Origin of the sequence: Aeromonas sp. QDB25 (assembly GCF_027707725.1) — a bacterium.
Classification (GTDB): Bacteria; Pseudomonadota; Gammaproteobacteria; order Enterobacterales; family Aeromonadaceae; genus Aeromonas; species Aeromonas caviae.
Genome location: NZ_JAPCIZ010000076.1, coordinates 1 through 18,116, shown reverse-complemented (window position 1 = coordinate 18,116; position 18,116 = coordinate 1). Strand labels below are relative to the sequence as shown.

Here is an 18,116-nt window from a genome sequence, read left to right as displayed (position 1 = left end):
CTTAGACCGCGCAAATGTTTGGATTTCAGGCAACCGCAGATCGTGTTTGATGAACTACGACAGGTTGCTTGATTTGGCGGGTGTTGCACTTCGGAGTTGAATTCGCGCTTTGCACCTAAAAACTTATCTCTTATATTTGAAATGTTCATATGTATTCTTATCTAAAGAAAAACGGTCTAAAAACCACCAAACACAACTAAAGTATATAAGTAAAGACCAGTAACCCGTTATAGCACTCGATTGCCCAACGAATGAGAAAATAGCCACTCCAAAAACTATAGAAGACAATATTCTTCCAATTTCGCTTCTACTACAATATACCAGCTTGGACAACCATATAAAGAATAGCCCAACTAGAGGAGCAATTAGCAGCCCCCAGAGGCCGAATTGTAACCATAGTTCAGCAAACAACCCCACGCGAATACCAAATTCAGACTGAAATACTGCCGAGAGCTGGTAGGCGCTACCAGAATAGACTAATTCGTTTTTACTAAGCCCAACCAGTGCAAGCAACACCCAATTTGAAAAACCACCGACTGCGCTGCCCAGCCAACTATAGCCCTGTAATGAGCCTGGATTTAAGTGCGTAACTACGTAGGCATAGTCGCGATACTCAACACCAACTTTCGATAACGTTTGCGCCGCATCTGCCGCTGATATCAGACGACCCCCTTGTCTCACATATAACAATACGACGTACGAAACGACTAGAGTCAAGCCAAACTTACCTAGCATGGGCCAAATATTTCTACCCTTATTTCTTGCTAACTCAAACACTAGCAACCCACCAATGAAAATCAGCAAAAAAACCCGACGCCCATCAAAGACCATGGTCAATACGGTAAAGATCATTACACCAATCAGTAAGATGGACAGCAATAACTGTCCTTTCCCTCGCCGCGTTTCTAGTTGTTTTGACCACATAAACAGAGCACAAAATGCTAAAATAACACCGTATCCATATAACTTGCCGTAAGAAAGTTCATACATATCATTAATGATTGATGCTCCGCTTAAAATTGGCAGATAACCAAGAGCCAAGTATTCATCAGCTAACCATATAATGGGGAATACAAATACTCCTGCCGCAAACACTGTAGTCGCAGGCTCTTTCCTGAGTTCAGGGTAGGCGAGCAGCTTTTTATCATCGGCTATATATTTGTCTCCAACAACCAAACCGATAACAAAAGCATAGCTAAAGGCGATATATATAAAATTGGCAGAAGTCAAATCCGTCAGATAATGATGTCCATACAGGTAATATGATGCCACTGAATTGACATTGCCAATCAAATAAACGAAAAATATTACATAAACCAGCAAGCGACTTAATGTGTTCTTCAAAAATGGAAACAAAAACAAACCCAGTCCAGCCCATAAAAGCATGGGGATAAGCTCAAGGCTCATGGAGAGTGGCCGCCATGGGAAGAGGGTGTTGATTAGTAGTTCAACAACCAAGCATAGAGCAAAAAAGACTGCTGCTGGCAGTATAAACCTTACTGACATTCTGAACTCCTCGGGCTTGGCTCAGTATTTGAATTGATTCGTTTCACCTTCCAAAATAAACAAACTAGCAAGACTATTTCAGATAGAGCCAACATAAACGTCACACCAATCGGCAAGGACGCGTATGTTGCAAACCAGACACCAGACACAGAGATGATAGCCGTGACGATACTAAGCAAAAACAACAGTTTAAAATTTCTATAGGCTTGAATAAATATTGCAAATGGTGCCCGAGCTGAATTACAACCAGCGAATACTGCCCAGCCCGCACCATATAGAAACAGATGCTCATACTTTTCAAAAAGCCCATATTGACGCTGAACCGCGTAACATGCCAAGAAAACTATAGCCATGACACCACAGATGGCAGCCTGCCAAGCGGTCAATTTCTTTGCTTTATTAAATGCAACGCTAATTTTACTACTTTCTATCAGCTGGCTAAGTTGGGAAATAAGCGGTCTGGTATAGCCAGAAAAAAAGCTCATATAGGGCATGATCAATAATCTGGCTGATGACAAATCGGCCGCAACCACTGTGCCGAGCCGGAGCGATACGATTGATAAAAATGCATTATTCTGTAGCCAAATAACCACCACACCAGGTAAAGCCCATCGGGTATGGACCCATAACCTGCCTGCACTGTTCCATATTGATACGGAGGATTTTGCTCGAGATGAAGTTATGATATGAGGCAAAGAAAACATGACGTTAGCAGCCCCAATAATAAAAAATGCATTCACCGCAGTTAAAGATTTTAACAACCAGTAACAGAACATACAGCCTGAAACAATAGACGCACAATACAAAAAAGTTATTGATATTGAGCGTTCAAATTGTTCATGTAATAAATAAATGGATCTGGAGTATTCTCTTAACACACTCGTTAACAGAGTAAAGACAAATGCCTCTATCAGCATGGCATTATTGAATGCCGACCAAAAACAGATGAGTAGAATGAATACAAATAAGATACTGGCAAGCAACAAACGGCTGATATTCGCAACAAATGCTTGTTTGTTTTCATCTGACTCTCTAGATGCCTCTACCAGCATAGGCGTGGCAATGATTGCTGCATGCACACCAATAATTAGCAACACATAAGAGTAAAGAAGAGAAAACTGACCATAGTTAGCTTTATCCGACAAAAGAATCAAAATACCGTTAATAAAAAAACTTAACCCGCTGATCATCAATTGTTCAAGGGGTGGCAACCATCTTTTGTTTATTTTTTTTAGCATCGACTACTCCAGCCATGGCAATAATGAATCATAACTCCTATCGGCTTTATGATTCATGCGCAGGCTTATATACCAAAGACTCTATTGCTATCCTTTGTGGCTAGTGCTTTGCGTAGCTGCCCCATAAACTCTACTTGCTGGACATAAGCCTCGGGGATCGCACCATCTATTGATGAGATCCGGATTAATAGACCATCAGGAACTCGCCCAGATAGACCATATTGTAGTTGTAATAACTTACGCCCTATGCCTGGCACTGTGGCTTGATCACCAATAGTGATCCAATAGCTAATCGGTTCAATTCGCTGCCGAAGAGAAGCCACCATACGGCGCACAGGTAGAGGCAGCCCTGCAATCTTAAGGGTCACATCTTCTGGCCTAGTTATAGAAAAACCCTGAGCTGTATAGCAAAACTCAGGTCTATGCACCTGTGTGCTATCAGAACTCTGATTACCGCCATAGGCTACCGAAAGCATAATGCGGTACCCTTGGCTATTGATATAGGTGCGGGAGAGCGTCTGATCGTAAGTCTTATCCAGCTTGGCTTTAAGCTCAGGAGTGACTTCTAACGGTGTGATAGAATCATCTACTTTCCAATCACCAAAAGATTCCGGGAATACCTGAGTTAATACCAAGGGGTCACTTTTAGCCAGCAACTCAGTTGGCCGCAGAAACCAGGCTAGCGTGATTAACGCCAACAAGAAAGCGGTGCAAATCCAGATTTTAGCCGTGCTGTTTAAACTACGCATATTTCTGCCCCCAGAGCTTGCTAAATAGGCGCAATATATTATCTAACAGATAAATCAAGGTAAGCGAACAAGCGAATAACAATATACCGGCCAGACTATGCACAAAACCCTGCCCCGCCTCATCGCCAAAATAGTAGGTTATCAAGATCAGCGCCATCACCCGGATCAGATTGGCGACAACCGCGATGGGAATAATCAGCAGCAATATAACCCCCACCCGTAGCCAACCAGGTTGCGGATTCAAATATAGGTACAGCAGCCCCAAGGCGCTTAAGGCAATGATGGAGTTCATGCCAGAACAGGCATCGGCGACCAGTAACTGGTATTGGCCAATCGTCAGCATCACCCCTTCTCGTGCTATCGGGTAGTCCAAATAAAATAGTATGGTTTCAGCGACCACAGAAACCTGCTGCTTGAGCACATGGGTCAGGCTATAGAGCAACAAGCCCGGGATAGGCACCAAAAACAGCATAAACAGCAGAGCGAACCAATAGACCCGGACCCCGGCCCCCCCCTTAAAGAGCAGGATCAGAGCCAACAGCATCACTATCTGACTCGGTAGCTCCAGCAGGGGCAGCGATTGAGATCGACCGACTAAATACAATAGCGCAGCAATTAGCGACAGCAGCCCACCCCAAATCGGTCGCCCCTCATTTTGCAAAGCCAAATAGCGAGGCAACTCACGCCAGAATAGCCAGAGGCAAACCAGCAAGATGACCGGCCCATGGGAGTAATTCTCCTCCTCCCATAGACTGCCGCTCATCTCGTAGTAAACAGGAGCAATAAACAGTAGGAGGGCCATAATTAATGGCCAACCCATACTTAAACTCTCTCTCCAACCGGCTAATTGACGGGTCATATTTACCTTCATTACTGCTGGTTCAAGACGCAGCCCAGCACCTGGGCACCGGTATTGCGGACTAGGCTCACCGCATCCTGCAGCGCCTTGGCCTTGGTTTCATGCTGGTTGGCCACCATGACCACACCCTGTACCGGAGCGGCGATCACCTGGGCATCGACACACCCTTCCAGCGCCGGTGAGTCTATGATGATCACATCAAAGCGCTGCTCCAGCTCATCCAGCAACAGCTTGAAGTGAGGACTCGCCAGCAGCTCCTGAGGGTTGGGAGCCGGAGTACCGCTGGTCAGTACCGAGAGACCCGGCAGACGGTTGATCTTGTGGATGCAACCGATATCGGCACGGTCGGCCAAAATATCGGTCAAGCCCTGGCGGTTGCTCAGCTTGAAGAGCAGGTGCTGCTGACTATCACGCAGGTCGGCATCGATCAGCAGGGTACGCTCCCCCAGTTGGGCAAAGACCACTGCCAGGTTGGCGGCCAGCTCGGTGCAGCCGCTACCGGCCTCATCGCTCACCAGCACCAGGGCCTTGCGCCCTTTTTGTATCCAGTTTTGGTTAAGTTGGCTACGCAGGCTGCGCAAGCGCTCGACATAAGGGGTGTAGGGGTAGTAGGCCGCCACCACCTGCTCCGAGACCAAGCCATCACCCGGCTGCAGATAGGCGTATGAAAATTGGCGCGCCAGAGCAAACTGAATATCCGCCTCCGAGATATAACCGAGCTCGATGGCCGCTTCGCCGAAGCGGATCTTCCGCTCCTGCTGGCGCAGCAGCACCTTCTCAGCCTGCTGCTCGGTAAGGCGACCACTCTCCAGCAGTACCCGACCAATCTTGCCTACCTGAGTTGGCGCTTCGATAACCGCTTGTTGCGTCGCGTCTTGATAAGACATGTTCGATCCCTCTTGTTAGGCTGCGCTAGCCTGACGGCTGCCGGAAGTTGGTTGAATAGCCTTGGCGCTATAGTCGCCAGTCAGATCTGCCAGCACAGGGATCTGCAGCAGCTGCTCAATATCGGCGGTAGAACGAATACGGCGATCCTGCAACTCCAGCAGCAGAGCAAAACCAACCCCTAGCAGGGTGCCGAGGAAACAAGCCAGAATCAGATTAACCAACACCTTGGGCTTGGAGTGTCTGGTAGGCTCAGGGGCCGCCTTCAGGACAGCCACGTTGGTGGCATCTGAGTTACTCTCCATGGCCGCCTCGGAGAGCTTCTGCATCGCCACTTCATAGACTCGTTGGGCCGAATCCACATCGCGCTGCAAAATATCGAGCTTGGAACGCTGGGCCTTAAGCTCCAGCACCTTGGCCTTCTGCTCGGCCAGCGCCTGTTGCAGACTGGCCTGACGCAGTTGAGCGTTATCGGCAGTATTATCCAGTCCCTTGGTGTAGAGGCGGATCATGCTGTTCAACTGTTGGCGTGTTGAGTTCAGTTCAGCCTGCGCCTGCTTGTAAAGGGGGTGGTTGGGCCCCTCTTTGGCAGCCAGCAGCTTGAACTTGGCCTCCTGCTGGGCCAGTTGCGCCTTGAGCTGCTGGATAAGCGGGTTATTCAGCACATCGGGGGCGACATCTTTGCCATCGCCGCGGGCACGGGACTCGGCATCGAAGCTCTGGGCCTGAGCATTAACCAGCTGGCTTGAAATATCGGCCAGCCTCTGGGTCTCTATGTCCAGCCGCTCATCGGTCGCCACTATGCCCTGAGCCTGTTGAAAGTCGGAGAGGCGAATTTGTGCCTGCTCCAGCTTGGCCTGTACGGCTTTAAGCTGCTGCTGGAAGAAGATGCTGTTTTGCTGGGCCGAGCTGGAACGGATCTGGATGATCACATCCTTGTAGGCCTCGATAAAGGTATTGGCCAGCGTTGAAGAGAAAGCCGGATCGGGTGAGGTGTAGGTCAGGTTAATGACATTACTCTCACGGGAAGGCTTCACGTCCAGGTTTTTTAGCAGACTATCAGCCAACCAGTCTCTGATATCCCCCTTGCCCTTGCCCTCTTCGGCAAATTGCTCCTTGGCCTCGGAAAATTGGTCCAGTTTCAACAGCTCGACCACCTTACGGGCAGTTTCATGGCTGGTGAGGATATCCACCTGAGTGGCCAGGTAACCCGGAACCAGTTGCCCCGACATGGGCATATTACTGAGCGGGTCAACCCTGCCAGTATCAATGGCGATGGAGGCTTCGGCGGTATACTGCTTGGGCAGCAGTAACGAAACCGCCAGCGCGGTGAGCACCACGGTAAACAGCACCGCCAAGAAGGCGATGCGGCGGGCTTTAAGGATCTGCAGGAATTGTTGAAACGTCATGGTCAAGACTCCGTTAGAACAGGCTTTCAGTTACGAAGATCACATCTTCGGCCTGTAGGGAATGGGTCAGCTCGACCTCTTGCTTCTCCAGCTCGCCACCCTTGGCTTTACGCTGCAGTTCGATATCGCTCTTGTCCGCCTTGGGACCAAAACCGCCCGCCTGAGCCAGGGCTTGCATCACTGTCATACCCGGTTCCAGACGGTAGGCACCCGGGCGGTTAACCTCGCCATAGACGTAGACCAGCTTGTAGCGCGGCACATAGAGCTGATCGCCTGATTTGAGCATCATGTTGACGACAGGGTTACCCTGCTGGATGAGTGAGGGCAGGTAGAACTGCTGTTGCTTGCCATCACGCAGCAGGTAGACGATATCGCCACCGGCAACAGAGACACCACCCGCGTTGGCCAGCATGGTCACCAGCGAGGTCTCCCCCTCCAGACGGTAACGGCCAGGACGGTTCACCTCACCAATCACAGAGACCAGTTGGCTACGATAGCCGGTGATCAGGATATTGACATGGGCCTCTTGCACATAGCCGCCCTCTTCCAGACGCTTGGCAATTTCATTTTCGGCCTGGCTAAAGGTGAGCCCCGCCAGCTTGACGCGATTGATGAGCGGCACGCTCAAGGTGCCATCATCGGTGATTTCAGCCTCAAACTGCAGATCCGGGTGGTCATAAACCGACACCTTGATGACATCGCCTGCACCCAGGGTATAGCGGTTTGCCGGGGTAGGCTCCGCTTGCAGAGAAAGCGACGCCAGCAGGCAACTTATGAGTAACAGCCATTTCGTTAGCATTATTTCAGCCCCTTCAACCCAGACTTCAGATGGTTATCGTCCGCTGCTTGGCTCGCAGCTGCTGCAGAAGGCGCAGGCTTGTCGTCCTTGGCCACCTCGCTCTCATCAAACTTCTGCAGGTATTCGATTTGGGCACTCTGCTTCAGTTGTTCGAGTTTCTGGTTCCCCTCACTCTGCAGCTTGCCCTGCTTGAGGTGCTGCAATATGGCAGCCCGCGACTGGTCATAGGTCATGGGAGCTGGGGTACGCCCCTTGAGTTGCATCATGACTATGTTACCCGCCTCGTTGACCTGCACTATGTCACCAATCTGCATCTTGGTGAGTTGCTTGGTCACCGCCTCAGGAAGGGCCTCTGCCGGAGCTGAGGTGCGAGTACTGGTGAAGTTGATGCCGTGCTCCTTGAGTATGCTGGCGGTCTGCTCGTCATTGGTTGAGCCATTCAGGGCCGCGCCTACTTCCGGAGTCAGCGCATCCGCCTTGACCAAAAAAGCCGCCAGAGAATAGAGCTGGCGCTCGGCGAAGAGTTGAGGATTTGCTTGATAAAACGCCTTGAGTTCTGTTTCGCCCGGCTCCTTGATAGTGGCCATCTCCTGGCCTGCGGCAGCCTGCGCCAAAACCTGACGCTTGGCGAACTCCATGGCCTGCAGAACGTTAGGGTTACGATCCAGCTTCTTCTCTGTGGCCATTTGTACCAGCAGCTCTTGCTGGATCAGCTCATCCAGAAGCGCCTGCTTGCTGCGCTGCTGATCCTTGGGCAGATTCTGGTTCTGTGCCAGCAGGTAGTTGAGCTGCAGTACTGTGATCTCGTTGCCATTTACCCGCGCCAGTACCTGGCTAGGAGACTTGGCCCCCTTATCATCACCACAGCCAGTCAAGGCCAATGCCATGACAAGCGCAGCACTCAGCAGTGTCCTTGTGGTCATCACTTTTTCCTTATGCATAGACATTCGCTCTCAACTCAAGTTGATATCAATTTTTTGTTTAGGCTTACCCCTCGCCTTAAAAAAGGGGGAGGGAAAAAATCTACTCCTCCCCCTGCCAAGGGGGGCTGGGAGGGGGCTAGTAAGCGTTCCCTTCGCGCTTGATCACTTGATAGACAGTCATGAAGATGATCTTGATGTCCATAAAGAGTGACCAGTGGCGCAGGTAGTCCAGATCGAACTGCACCCGCTTTTCCATCTTGTCCAGGGTGTCGGTTTCACCACGACAGCCATTGACCTGAGCCCAGCCAGTGATGCCAGGGCGCACCTTATGACGGATCATGTAACCCTTAATGAGCTTACGGTAATACTCGTTGTGGGCATTCGCATGCGGACGCGGGCCCACTATGCTCATGCTCCCTTCAAGCACGTTGAGGAACTGGGGCAATTCGTCGAGTGAGGTCTTGCGCAAGAAACCGCCGATAGGGGTAAAGCGTTGATCATTCTGCTGAGCCTGGGTCACCTTGGCGCCATCTTCCATCACAGTCATGGAGCGAAATTTGTAGACCATGATGCTCTTGCCATCGGCACCGTAGCGCCGCTGCTTGAAGATGATGGGTCCAGGCGAGGTCACCTTCACGGCGATCGCGGTAGCCAGCATGATGGGCCAGATGAGGGCCAGTATCATGGTGCCAAAGACCACATCGGAGGCACGCTTGATCACTGCCTTGAGGCCCCGGAATGGAGATTCACAGATACAGACCACAGGGATACCCGCCACATGGTCCACATGGGCCTGGATCATGTCGAAGATGAAGAAGTCAGGCACGAAATAGATTGAGGCCGTGCTGTCTTGTAACTCATCCAGCAATTTCATTACCCGCGGCTGTGAGGACATGGGCAGGGAGATATAGACACGGTTGATGTCATTCTTCGCTATGTACTCTGGCATCTCGTTGAGCGTACAGAGCAGATCGGCTTGCGTGATCCCGTCCAGCCGACTCAACTCGCGTTCATCGAAGAAGCCAACAAACTCCATGTTTAGATAGGGGTTGCCGCAAATCCGTGCCCGCAAGGTTTGTCCGGCCTGGTTGGCACCCACTATGGCCACTCGCCGGCGCTTGGCCTTGAATACCGACGGCAGCAAGAGGCCCCGCACCCCGGCATGAGTCAAGAGCAGGGCAGCCGGCGCAGCCACAAACCAGGTCAGCACATAGGGCGGGTAAAAATAATCGGTTATTCCGCTGACATGACCTATCAGCCCCAGGCAGAGAATGATGAAGCACCAGCTACCGATAAAGCTCCCCAACCCCAGCCAGGAGCGAAAACTCCCCGGCATAAAGAGGAAGGTTCCATCCATAAAGATGATGGTAAGCAGGAACGCCATGGCTGCCAGTATCACCTCGGGCCCACTGAAGGTTACTTCGTAGAAAAAGTGCAAAAAGTAGAGACTGGCGACCACTATGATAGGGTCGATGAAGGATTTGAACAGGGTGGTCAGCGGAGCAATTTTCTCCATCTCACCTAGCCGAGTCGCCATGGTGGGAGTCATCAGCTCATAATGACTCGCCGTTTCTTGTGACTCCTTGTCATGATGCCCCTTGGCAGGCTGAACATGGGGGAGCGATGCAATATCGTTCATATCCTGTCCCACTAATATTTGAATTGAAGATCCAGACCCACTTGCTCGTCTTGGTACTCATTGAAGGCGTTATTACTGCTGCGCTCTTCGCTCTGCACATAAAGATTGCCGCTAAAGAAGTCTCGCGGGCTCCAGCCAAGCCCTAAACGGTAAGTCTCTGTGGTATCCCGTTGCTGCGGCAGCGGAGAGTTCTGCACTACACCATAGGTGGTATCGCGCCGCTTCCAGGAGGCATTCCAACCCAGCTTGGTGGTCATAAGCCAATCGGCCTGCAGGTTATAGGAGTTGGTCATACTCAGCCGCAGATTGGCGCCAGGATCATCGGCATCACGGTTATAAGCCGTGCTAAACCTGAGCTTTTCGCTGTATTGCCAATTGGCATCCACCCCACCAAAAACATCATCGCTGTTGCTGCCATTGGCATCAAAATGCCAGGCGATATAACCCAGGCTGGCACCCAGATTCACTTTGGGTGTCACAGGCCACACTGTGCCGAGCTTGAGTTTGTTCTGGTTGTAGTCGCGAGTCAGCACCTGCTGAAGCGGTTCAGTGAAATGGATATTGCGATTGTCGTAGCGCAGGGTAGCCTGTGTGCCCTTATCTGTTATCCAGCCACCTGCCACACCAAAGCCCTGATCGACCAGATTGAGGAAACGCTGAGTGTCGTGGTATTTCTCTTTGCGGCTGGCATCGAGCAGTACCTTGCCATTACGCTCGCCACCATAGGCCACGCCACCGGAGAAGATCTGCTCGTTGATCATGTCTTTGACACCGAGCGCCACATCTTCAAACGAAGCGAGATTCTGGCTGTTTTGATAGCCAAGCTGTGGATGCCAGAGCTCCCCCACGGCACCGTTCCACTTTACGCTGGTTTCATGCCCCGTGTATTGCATCTCACTGTTGTTTTGGTAATGGGGCTGGAATATCGAGGCATCAACCGAAAACTGCTGACGCGAAAAGGTGTTGTCATACAAGGCCTGGACGCTCGGCGTGTAGATGGTGTCACTGCGGCTCAGATCGCCACTGCTCTGCCCATCGGCCAGACGGAACACGTTGTTATCATGCAGGGTTGAAAGTGAAGCGATAAGCTTGAAATGGTCTGTTTCATCGTAGCGAGCCTGGGCATGCAGAGAAAACAGGGTCAACCCCATAGCTACCGCAAGGCAATACGGGTATTGCCCTTGAATTTTCTCTAGTGATCGCAAATCAATACCTCAAGACTTAGCGTGATTAATAAATTTAGCGGCGAACGCCAAGCTAACTATTTGCACAGACAATATAACGAGTAATTGATATGAATATCAGCCACGCCGTCATATTTTCGCTAACTATATCTCAACCCTGGTACATAAATTTATAGCTATGAAACTCAGGCAAAAAAAAGGAACAATGGCTATCAGCAATATGATTATTCTCACTTGCCTGAGACCATTATTCCTATTTTTGCACCTAAACCTATAAAGGCCAGTTTATGCGAATGATACCGTAGCACTCTTGCGGCGGCGCACCAGCAACAGCCCCAGCAGACCGACACCCATCAGAGCATAGGTTTCAGGCTCAGGCACGGCAGTCACAGTAAAGCTGCTGCTACCGTTTGAGCTGGAGATGCTGTTGATCTGGAAGGTGGTGCCTTTACCTGGGGTGATAGTCAACAAACCAGTCGTGCTCTTCAGCTGCTTGGCTACGCCAACCAGCTGGCTGATATCATCCTCATCGGCTTCTACGCCGAAAGCCTTGAGGTTGGGCCCGGCCACTGTATATTGGCCGAGACCAAGCAGGCCAGCGGTGAAATCCAATACGGACTTGGAATAACCAGCGAGCAGTGTGATCACCAGGCTCTCACCCTTGCTACCATCGGCAGAGTAGAGTGCCGCGTTGGCAGAACTGGATCCGACCACGCTCAGCATGGCGACCGCAGTCAGCAATTTTGCTAATTTATTCATAGCGTTAATCTCCATATTAACCAGCTATACAAGAAACGATGCCTACGTTTTATAACTTTATATTCGGGTGCCTTGCGCCTGATTTTTTTTATTACGCAAGGGCACCCTTTCCTACTTTCAGGCGGCAGCCTGAACCAGGTTTTTACGACGACGACCCAGCAGCAGCCCCAGCAGACCGACACCCATCAGGGCATAGGTTTCAGGCTCAGGCACAGCGGCTATGTTGAAGTTCTCACCAGAGATGCCATTGCTATTAACTTTGATAGAAGAGCCTGCAGTCGGGATCAGGGAGAAGTAGCTGACAGCGCTGCCCTCTTCTGATGAACCAGCCACAAAAAACCTGGTCTGGGCTTTGTTGAGGCTGGTGGCATTAACCACAGCATTACCCGAACTGGAAGTGTCAAATTTACCCACCACCTGAGTAACAAAACTGACCCAGGAGCCAGTATCGCCGCCCAGCAAAGTAACCAACAGACTTTGCCCCAAGCTACCATCTGCCTTGTAGACGGTAGCTTGTGCATTGCCGCCTAACAGCGCAGTTGCAACTACAGCTGACGCCACCCATTTTCCCAATTTATTCATTACAGTTATCTCCATGTCTATTTGCTATCAGGCAACAGCTACAAATACCCTTAAGCTTACCATGAGCAGGCATATAATATTTGCCTGCTCCATCCATTCTGGGTGCGAATACTCTTACTCATCCTGAGCAAATATCCACACAAAATAGTTTTATATTTTATTCTTATTATTAAGCAGCCAGAGCGCGAACCATGGATTCGCGCTTGCCGTTTCTAGCACGTGACAGAAACAGCCCTAGCAGACCAACGCCCATGAGAGCATAGGTTTCGGGCTCGGGAACCGGCTTCACATTACCATTGAGGGCGTAACTATCGTCTGAAGTGATTTGCAGATGCAGCATGTTGGCTGTGTTCTTGCCACTCTGGCTAAAAGAGCCGAAGCCGGTGAAATCATCGGAGAATACTTGAGAGCCATCCGGCTCGGAGAAGAGGGTATAGACCAGGCGACCAGGCGTACTGCTGGTGGTGGCATCAAAACCTATCACCAAATCTGCCAGATTAGCGTTGGCAATCTGGATGGTCACTGCGCTCTTGGCGTTAACGGCGAATTGCTTACCTTGGCTCTCGGCCAGAGTGTATGTTTGGGCACTTGCCACACCAGCAAACAAGATGCTCAGCATTGCGATGGCCGACAACCAGCTACTCCATCCTTTGTTCATCTTCTACTCCCTGTTGGCCTGTGGCCACACAATCCTTTGTATCGAGGCTGTTTATCAGACTTATCCAAGTCTTCATCATCCTGCATAAACAACCGCGTTACGACGAAATCTATTGGCTTTACTAAACCATTTCTTGTCTAAAGAAGCGACTTTCGCTCAGTCTTTAGAACCACTCGGCCTACGATCTTATTCATGGTTAGTGCCAATTCTACTGACTTCTGTCAAATTTTCCTAAACTTTTTGCTCATGAACCTCGGTTTTTCGACTGATTACTCTTCGGAAATACAAAAAATCTTAATAATCAGACCGTTGAGATATGTTCAGTTGGAAGCAGTCAAGGGATGGGACCCCATCGAGTGCTCACATTACACCTCATTTGTGACAGTTGGATTTATGATTAATTACTTATTAGCCAGCATGAACAGCCATAGTGCACCAAATGTGCACATCGGCACTACTATGATCCACCCTGATCTATGTCAATGATCTGCGTAAAGGACACCCACATAAAGGATACCCACCTCAATGCTGCAATCCCCTCCGCTCAGAAAAGGGACACCCACCTGGAGGCGGCAATAAAAAAGAGCCTTTCGGCTCTTTTTATGGTTAGTCAGATTATCGATGAGGCTACTCTTCCACGACTCGGGTCGGCCAACCCATCAGGGTTTGGCGTTTGGCCTCATCCTGCAGTTCGGAGGCGCGCAAATAGTGAACTTGCGACCAGCCTTGCGGTAACCAGATGGTCAATTGCTCCTCGTCCGCCTCGAAGCGAAACTCGGGAACCGTACCCTCGGTGCGCCGCATGCACAGAATAATCGACAACCGCAGGATGCGCGCCAGACGACAGGCCTGGGTCATGGAAACCGCATTTTGCCGCTCCAGTTCATCTAGTTTGAACTCATCCCGTTGATTGAGCATCAAGGCTGATAACAACTGCTTCTGCGCCGGGGTAAAACCGGGCATATCGATGTGATCGATGATGTAGGCGGCATGTTGCGGCGCCTTTTTGTACTCGATACACAATCCCAGCTCGTAGAGCATGGCCGCCCAGCGCAGCATGGGACGACCATACTGTTCACTCAGATGCCAGCTCTGATGCAACTGGCTGAATGCGGTCAACGCCACGTTACGCACCCGCTCCGCCTGATCCCGATCCAATTGATAACGAGTGATCAGGCTCTCGGCTGTCCGTTCACGAGCATCGCAATCCCGCTTGCGCCCGACCATGCCGTAGATGAGTCCCTCACGCAGGGCACCACCGGCCAGGGTCATATTGTCGATATGCAGGGTTTCAAAGATCGCGATGAGGATCGCCAGGCCAGATGGAAACACGGTCAAACGCTCGGGGGCCAAGCCTTGCAACGCCAACTGGTCGATTCGACCACACTGGATGGCCTGTTCCTTCAATTCGTTGAGCTTGCTCAGCGTCACCCGCTCACTACGCCCTTGAGCGATCATGATCTCTTGCAGCGCCTGCACGGTCCCCGAGGCACCGACACAGGTAACCCAGCCCATATCGAGATAGCTCTGCTCGACTTGAGCCAGCACCACCTTGGCGCCTTCGATCGCGGCCGCAAAATTGTCGGCACTCAGCAAGCCATCGGCAAAAAAGCGTCTGAGCCAGGTGACACAGCCCATATGCAGACTATTCAATAGCTTGGCATCACTTTGCTCACCGATCACCAGTTCGGTGCTGGCGCCACCGATATCAATGACCAGTCGTTTACCTTCACCACTGGAGGTCCAGGACACGCCTTGGTAGATGGTTCTGGCTTCATCTTCGCCGGTGATCACCTCGATATGGTGACCGAGAATTCGCTCCGCTTCGACCAGGAAGACACCCACATTACCCGCCAGCCGCAAGGTGGCGGTGCCGACAATCCGGGTATTCTCTTTCGGTACGTCCTGCAGTTGTTCGGCAAACAAACGCAGACAATCCCAGCCCCGTTCCATCGCCTCATGGCTCAGGCAATTGTCAGCATCAAGTCCGGCAGCAAGCCGCACCTTGCGCTTGACCTTGGCAACCGTGCGGATCGCGCCCGCAACCTCGCGCACCACCAGCATGTGGAAACTGTTGGAGCCGAGATCAATGGCAGCATACAGAGGTGGCTGGTTCACGGGCGACGTCCTGTCAGGGTTTACGGGGACCACGGCGGCGTCCGGCACTCGGCTGACGCTCACGCATATTACGATTGATGCCGGCACGGTGGCGATGGATCCGCTTCGGTGCCTCGGCATCCTGCAACAACGCCTGGCGATCATACTTACTCACCGGGATCGGGTGCCGAATGTAATCTTCGATCGCCGGCAAGTTGAAGGCATAGTCTTCACAGGCAAAGCTGATGGAATGACCACTCTTGCCGGCGCGACCAGTACGGCCAATGCGATGCACATAGTCTTCGGCGTCATCCGGCAGATCATAGTTGAACACATGGGTGACATCGGGAATGTGCAAGCCGCGAGCTGCCACATCGGTGGCCACCAGAATATCCAGTGCGCCCTTGGTGAAATCCTCGAGGATTTTCATCCGCTTCTTCTGCGGCACATCACCAGTCAACAGACCGACACGATGACCATCAGCTTCCAGCCAGCCATGTACGTCTTCACAGACATGTTTGGTATTGGCGAACACTATGGCTTTATCCGGCCACTCTTCTTCGATCAGCGTCAATAGCAGCAGCATCTTGTCTTCGTTGGAGGGATAGAACAGCTCCTCCTTGATGCGTTGCCCGGTCATCTGCTCCGGTTCAATCTGCACATGCTCGGGTTGATTCATATGCTCGTAAGCCAATTCCTGCACTCGTAGCGATAAAGTGGCAGAGAACAGCATGTTCAGGCGCTGGTTTGGCATCGGCATGCGACGGAACAGGAAACGGATGTCCTTGATGAACCCCAGATCGAACATACGATCAGCCTCATCCAGAACCACAGCCTGGATCCGGGAGAGGTCGATAATCCCCTGCTTGAGGTAATCGATGATGCGACCCGTGGTCCCAATCAGTACGTCAACGCCCTGTTCCAACACGGCAAGCTGTTTGTCGTAACCATCGCCGCCGTAAGCCAGACCCAGTTTGAATCCTGTGGTCTCGGCCATGGGCTCGGCATCTCTTCAAACACAAAGCGCCGACGCAGCGCGATATCGAGTCCGGCCAAGGAGCGGTCGGCGGTGTTCATGGTGCCGATAAGGTAGAGGTTGTCAGGAACGCTAAAGGTGTCCTTGGAGTAGGGCAGCGTGGTACTGAGCGCCTCGTCGCGCCCAGCCCGCTTACTTGGCTCAATCAGGGTAATCAGCTCACCGAAGATGCGCGATACATTGCCCCGGTTGATCTCATCGATAATCAACACGAATGGCTTGCGCTGGGATGGTTTTTTCGGTGCTAAGCCGCGATGCTTGGGATCAGGCAAATTGCAGTACTCAACCAGGTAGTCGAGCATCCCCTTCACGTAAGACGGGCCACTCGCCCCCCGATCACCCGTGTAGTAGAGATGGCGGACATTTTTCATGTTGCCACTGGAGCGCGAGCCTTCGATGCCGTTGTCTTGCTGAAAGACGCTGAATGTCCTTTTTTTGGGATTGTAACGCGCCTTAAAGTGCATCCCCTTATCGGTCTTCATCTGCAACAGGTGGTCTTCGGCCTGCTCACTGCGCCGTTGCAGCTCCTGCAGCGCCCTGTCGAACGGGTCACCCGCTGGCGTCTCATTCTGCACCACTGCAAACTCGCTCTGAGCTAGCTCACATAGCTGAGCAAAGACGCCCGGCTCAACCCGGTACTCCAGAGAGCCGTCCTCTCGGGTAAACGCCCGCAGCCCTTCAACGAAGTCCTCGTAGCTGAAGCTCTGGTGGAAGGTCACAAAGTCGATACGCCCCTCCTTTACCAGCTCATCAAAACGCGTCTTCAAGGCTTGGCGATCCGTCTCGTGCTCGGCCAGCCAGACGGGGTCGAGAATGGCCAGCGCCTTGTTGATGGTGTGGTAGGTCTTGCCGGTGCCGGGGGGACCATAGAGGATCTGGTTGAGTGGGGATGGTGCAAGTTGTGGCATGGGAGCGTCCTGCTGCGATGCGGATGGGGTGGGAGGAGTCATAATCGAGCCATTCGGAATATGGGTAAGTTGATACCGATAGGGGTCAGAGCCTATCCGGGCCAATTGCAACTGATCGCCAGCACATACAGACAACTGCTTGAACATGGTTCCAAAGCGTTTCTGCAACCGGCCAAACTTACCCAGCACGGCGGTAGTGACCTTCTCTCCGGTTGGCAAAACCAGCTCAATAGCTGCATCTGCTTCACCTTGGTCATTCGCTATAACATCCACAGGAAAGAAGGCAAATTGGTTGCGCCCGATGCTGATATAGCCATTATCAACAGCCCCCTGGGTCAACTTGACGACAAGCGTAGCGGAGTGCGCCTCAGTTGCGAGTATCATGCTTGCGCCTCCGCAACCATTGCCTCGGCATCCGGCAGGCGCAGTTGGCCGGTGATCAGGCGGGGTAGCAGGGTATCGCGCAAATTGGCGAGGGTTTGGGCTTGCCGATGGTTTTCGGTAATCTTCTGTTGGAGAGGGGAAATGACATCGTTAAATGCCATTGCCACCTTTTCACTAGGAACGATGACGAGATAACGACCCAATACGTCATTTTGCACACGCTGACGCCCACTCGTACCAGACATACTTTGGATTGCGTGTTCACGAAATGCCGGGTGACGAGCCAAGAGGTAGCCATGGTAGGCCGGTAATGGAGCCTTCGGGCGTAACACCACAAACTCGGTAGACCCCCATCCAGTTTGCTCTTGGGATAGGAAATCAACAAACGCTGTCGCGAATTCAGATAATAACTGCAACACCCATGGTGCATAGGAGAGAAGAGGCCAACTGCCGGTTCTGGTACGCTTCTTCTCGCCAAAGAAACAAAGCGGAACACCATGA

General features: G+C 51.7%; 16 protein-coding genes and 1 pseudogene. All 17 read right to left on the bottom strand.

Annotation, left to right across the window (positions count from 1 at the left end):
- Nucleotides 1-123 precede the first annotated feature (123 nt).
- Entirely contained in the window at nucleotides 124-1,506 is a 1,383-nt protein-coding gene (locus tag PG883_RS19240; RefSeq protein ID WP_270807689.1) for a hypothetical protein, read from the bottom strand.
- On the bottom strand, nucleotides 1,497-2,744 hold the full coding sequence (locus PG883_RS19235) for a lipopolysaccharide biosynthesis protein (protein WP_270807687.1): 1,248 nt from the start codon (nucleotides 2,742-2,744) through the stop codon (nucleotides 1,497-1,499). Before PG883_RS19235 ends, PG883_RS19240 begins: the two co-directional genes overlap by 10 nt.
- Nucleotides 2,745-2,809: 65 nt before the next feature.
- The gene (epsI, locus tag PG883_RS19230) at nucleotides 2,810-3,493 is read right to left on the bottom strand and encodes an exosortase-associated protein EpsI, B-type (RefSeq protein ID WP_270807685.1); all 684 of its coding nucleotides are present in this window, start codon (nucleotides 3,491-3,493) and stop codon (nucleotides 2,810-2,812) included.
- Entirely contained in the window at nucleotides 3,486-4,352 is an 867-nt protein-coding gene (gene xrtB / locus PG883_RS19225) for an exosortase B (protein WP_270807683.1), read from the bottom strand. Before xrtB ends, epsI begins: the two co-directional genes overlap by 8 nt.
- A gap of 11 nt (nucleotides 4,353-4,363) precedes the next feature.
- Nucleotides 4,364-5,239, bottom strand: coding sequence for a polysaccharide biosynthesis tyrosine autokinase (locus PG883_RS19220; protein ID WP_270807681.1), 876 nt, complete (start codon nucleotides 5,237-5,239; stop codon nucleotides 4,364-4,366).
- Between the two features lie 15 nt (nucleotides 5,240-5,254).
- The gene (epsF, locus tag PG883_RS19215) at nucleotides 5,255-6,646 is read right to left on the bottom strand and encodes a chain length determinant protein EpsF (RefSeq protein WP_270807679.1); all 1,392 of its coding nucleotides are present in this window, start codon (nucleotides 6,644-6,646) and stop codon (nucleotides 5,255-5,257) included.
- 13 nt (nucleotides 6,647-6,659) lie between these two features.
- Nucleotides 6,660-7,445: an SLBB domain-containing protein gene (locus tag PG883_RS19210; protein WP_270807677.1), complete on the bottom strand. Its 786-nt coding sequence runs from the start codon at nucleotides 7,443-7,445 to the stop codon at nucleotides 6,660-6,662.
- Nucleotides 7,445-8,392 (bottom strand): EpsD family peptidyl-prolyl cis-trans isomerase, encoded by a 948-nt coding sequence (locus PG883_RS19205; RefSeq protein WP_270807675.1) that lies wholly within the window; start codon nucleotides 8,390-8,392, stop codon nucleotides 7,445-7,447. The genes PG883_RS19210 and PG883_RS19205 overlap by 1 nt, the downstream gene beginning before the upstream one ends.
- Before the next feature lie 112 nt (nucleotides 8,393-8,504).
- Complete coding sequence (locus PG883_RS19200; protein WP_270807673.1) at nucleotides 8,505-10,007, bottom strand: undecaprenyl-phosphate glucose phosphotransferase; 1,503 nt, start codon at nucleotides 10,005-10,007, stop codon at nucleotides 8,505-8,507.
- An 11-nt stretch (nucleotides 10,008-10,018) separates the two neighbouring features.
- Nucleotides 10,019-11,158 (bottom strand): hypothetical protein, encoded by a 1,140-nt coding sequence (locus PG883_RS19195; protein WP_270807671.1) that lies wholly within the window; start codon nucleotides 11,156-11,158, stop codon nucleotides 10,019-10,021.
- A gap of 318 nt (nucleotides 11,159-11,476) precedes the next feature.
- Nucleotides 11,477-11,950, bottom strand: a complete 474-nt coding sequence (locus PG883_RS19190) for a PEP-CTERM sorting domain-containing protein (protein ID WP_270807669.1) — start codon at nucleotides 11,948-11,950, stop codon at nucleotides 11,477-11,479.
- A gap of 117 nt (nucleotides 11,951-12,067) precedes the next feature.
- Nucleotides 12,068-12,532 (bottom strand): PEP-CTERM sorting domain-containing protein, encoded by a 465-nt coding sequence (locus PG883_RS19185; RefSeq protein WP_270807667.1) that lies wholly within the window; start codon nucleotides 12,530-12,532, stop codon nucleotides 12,068-12,070.
- A gap of 169 nt (nucleotides 12,533-12,701) precedes the next feature.
- Nucleotides 12,702-13,190 (bottom strand): PEP-CTERM sorting domain-containing protein, encoded by a 489-nt coding sequence (locus PG883_RS19180; protein WP_270807665.1) that lies wholly within the window; start codon nucleotides 13,188-13,190, stop codon nucleotides 12,702-12,704.
- A gap of 627 nt (nucleotides 13,191-13,817) precedes the next feature.
- Nucleotides 13,818-15,308 carry a guanosine-5'-triphosphate,3'-diphosphate diphosphatase gene (gene gppA / locus PG883_RS19175; RefSeq protein ID WP_270807663.1) on the bottom strand — a complete coding sequence of 497 codons (1,491 nt, stop codon included), beginning with the start codon at nucleotides 15,306-15,308 and terminating at the stop codon, nucleotides 13,818-13,820.
- Nucleotides 15,309-15,321: 13 nt separating this feature from the next.
- Nucleotides 15,322-16,296: pseudogene (gene rhlB / locus PG883_RS19170) on the bottom strand (ATP-dependent RNA helicase RhlB); the annotation flags it as partial.
- Nucleotides 16,188-16,625, bottom strand: coding sequence for an AAA family ATPase (locus PG883_RS19165; protein ID WP_270807691.1), 438 nt, complete (start codon nucleotides 16,623-16,625; stop codon nucleotides 16,188-16,190). The pseudogene rhlB and the gene PG883_RS19165, both read right to left, overlap by 109 nt.
- A gap of 986 nt (nucleotides 16,626-17,611) precedes the next feature.
- Nucleotides 17,612-18,116, bottom strand: a 505-nt coding sequence (locus PG883_RS19160; RefSeq protein WP_270807661.1) for a hypothetical protein, incomplete at its 5' end; no start/stop codon positions are given.

Coding starts and splice junctions, on each gene's coding strand:
- PG883_RS19240 (WP_270807689.1), bottom strand. CDS start 1,506: ATGTCAGTAAGGTTTATACTGCCAGCAGCAGTCTTTTTTGCTCTATGC.
- PG883_RS19235 (WP_270807687.1), bottom strand. CDS start 2,744: ATGCTAAAAAAAATAAACAAAAGATGGTTGCCACCCCTTGAACAATTG.
- epsI (WP_270807685.1), bottom strand. CDS start 3,493: ATGCGTAGTTTAAACAGCACGGCTAAAATCTGGATTTGCACCGCTTTC.
- xrtB (WP_270807683.1), bottom strand. CDS start 4,352: ATGACCCGTCAATTAGCCGGTTGGAGAGAGAGTTTAAGTATGGGTTGG.
- PG883_RS19220 (WP_270807681.1), bottom strand. CDS start 5,239: ATGTCTTATCAAGACGCGACGCAACAAGCGGTTATCGAAGCGCCAACT.
- epsF (WP_270807679.1), bottom strand. CDS start 6,646: ATGACGTTTCAACAATTCCTGCAGATCCTTAAAGCCCGCCGCATCGCC.
- PG883_RS19210 (WP_270807677.1), bottom strand. CDS start 7,445: ATGCTAACGAAATGGCTGTTACTCATAAGTTGCCTGCTGGCGTCGCTT.
- PG883_RS19205 (WP_270807675.1), bottom strand. CDS start 8,392: ATGTCTATGCATAAGGAAAAAGTGATGACCACAAGGACACTGCTGAGT.
- PG883_RS19200 (WP_270807673.1), bottom strand. CDS start 10,007: ATGAACGATATTGCATCGCTCCCCCATGTTCAGCCTGCCAAGGGGCAT.
- PG883_RS19195 (WP_270807671.1), bottom strand. CDS start 11,158: ATGGGGTTGACCCTGTTTTCTCTGCATGCCCAGGCTCGCTACGATGAA.
- PG883_RS19190 (WP_270807669.1), bottom strand. CDS start 11,950: ATGAATAAATTAGCAAAATTGCTGACTGCGGTCGCCATGCTGAGCGTG.
- PG883_RS19185 (WP_270807667.1), bottom strand. CDS start 12,532: ATGAATAAATTGGGAAAATGGGTGGCGTCAGCTGTAGTTGCAACTGCG.
- PG883_RS19180 (WP_270807665.1), bottom strand. CDS start 13,190: ATGAACAAAGGATGGAGTAGCTGGTTGTCGGCCATCGCAATGCTGAGC.
- PG883_RS19165 (WP_270807691.1), bottom strand. CDS start 16,625: ATGCTCGACTACCTGGTTGAGTACTGCAATTTGCCTGATCCCAAGCAT.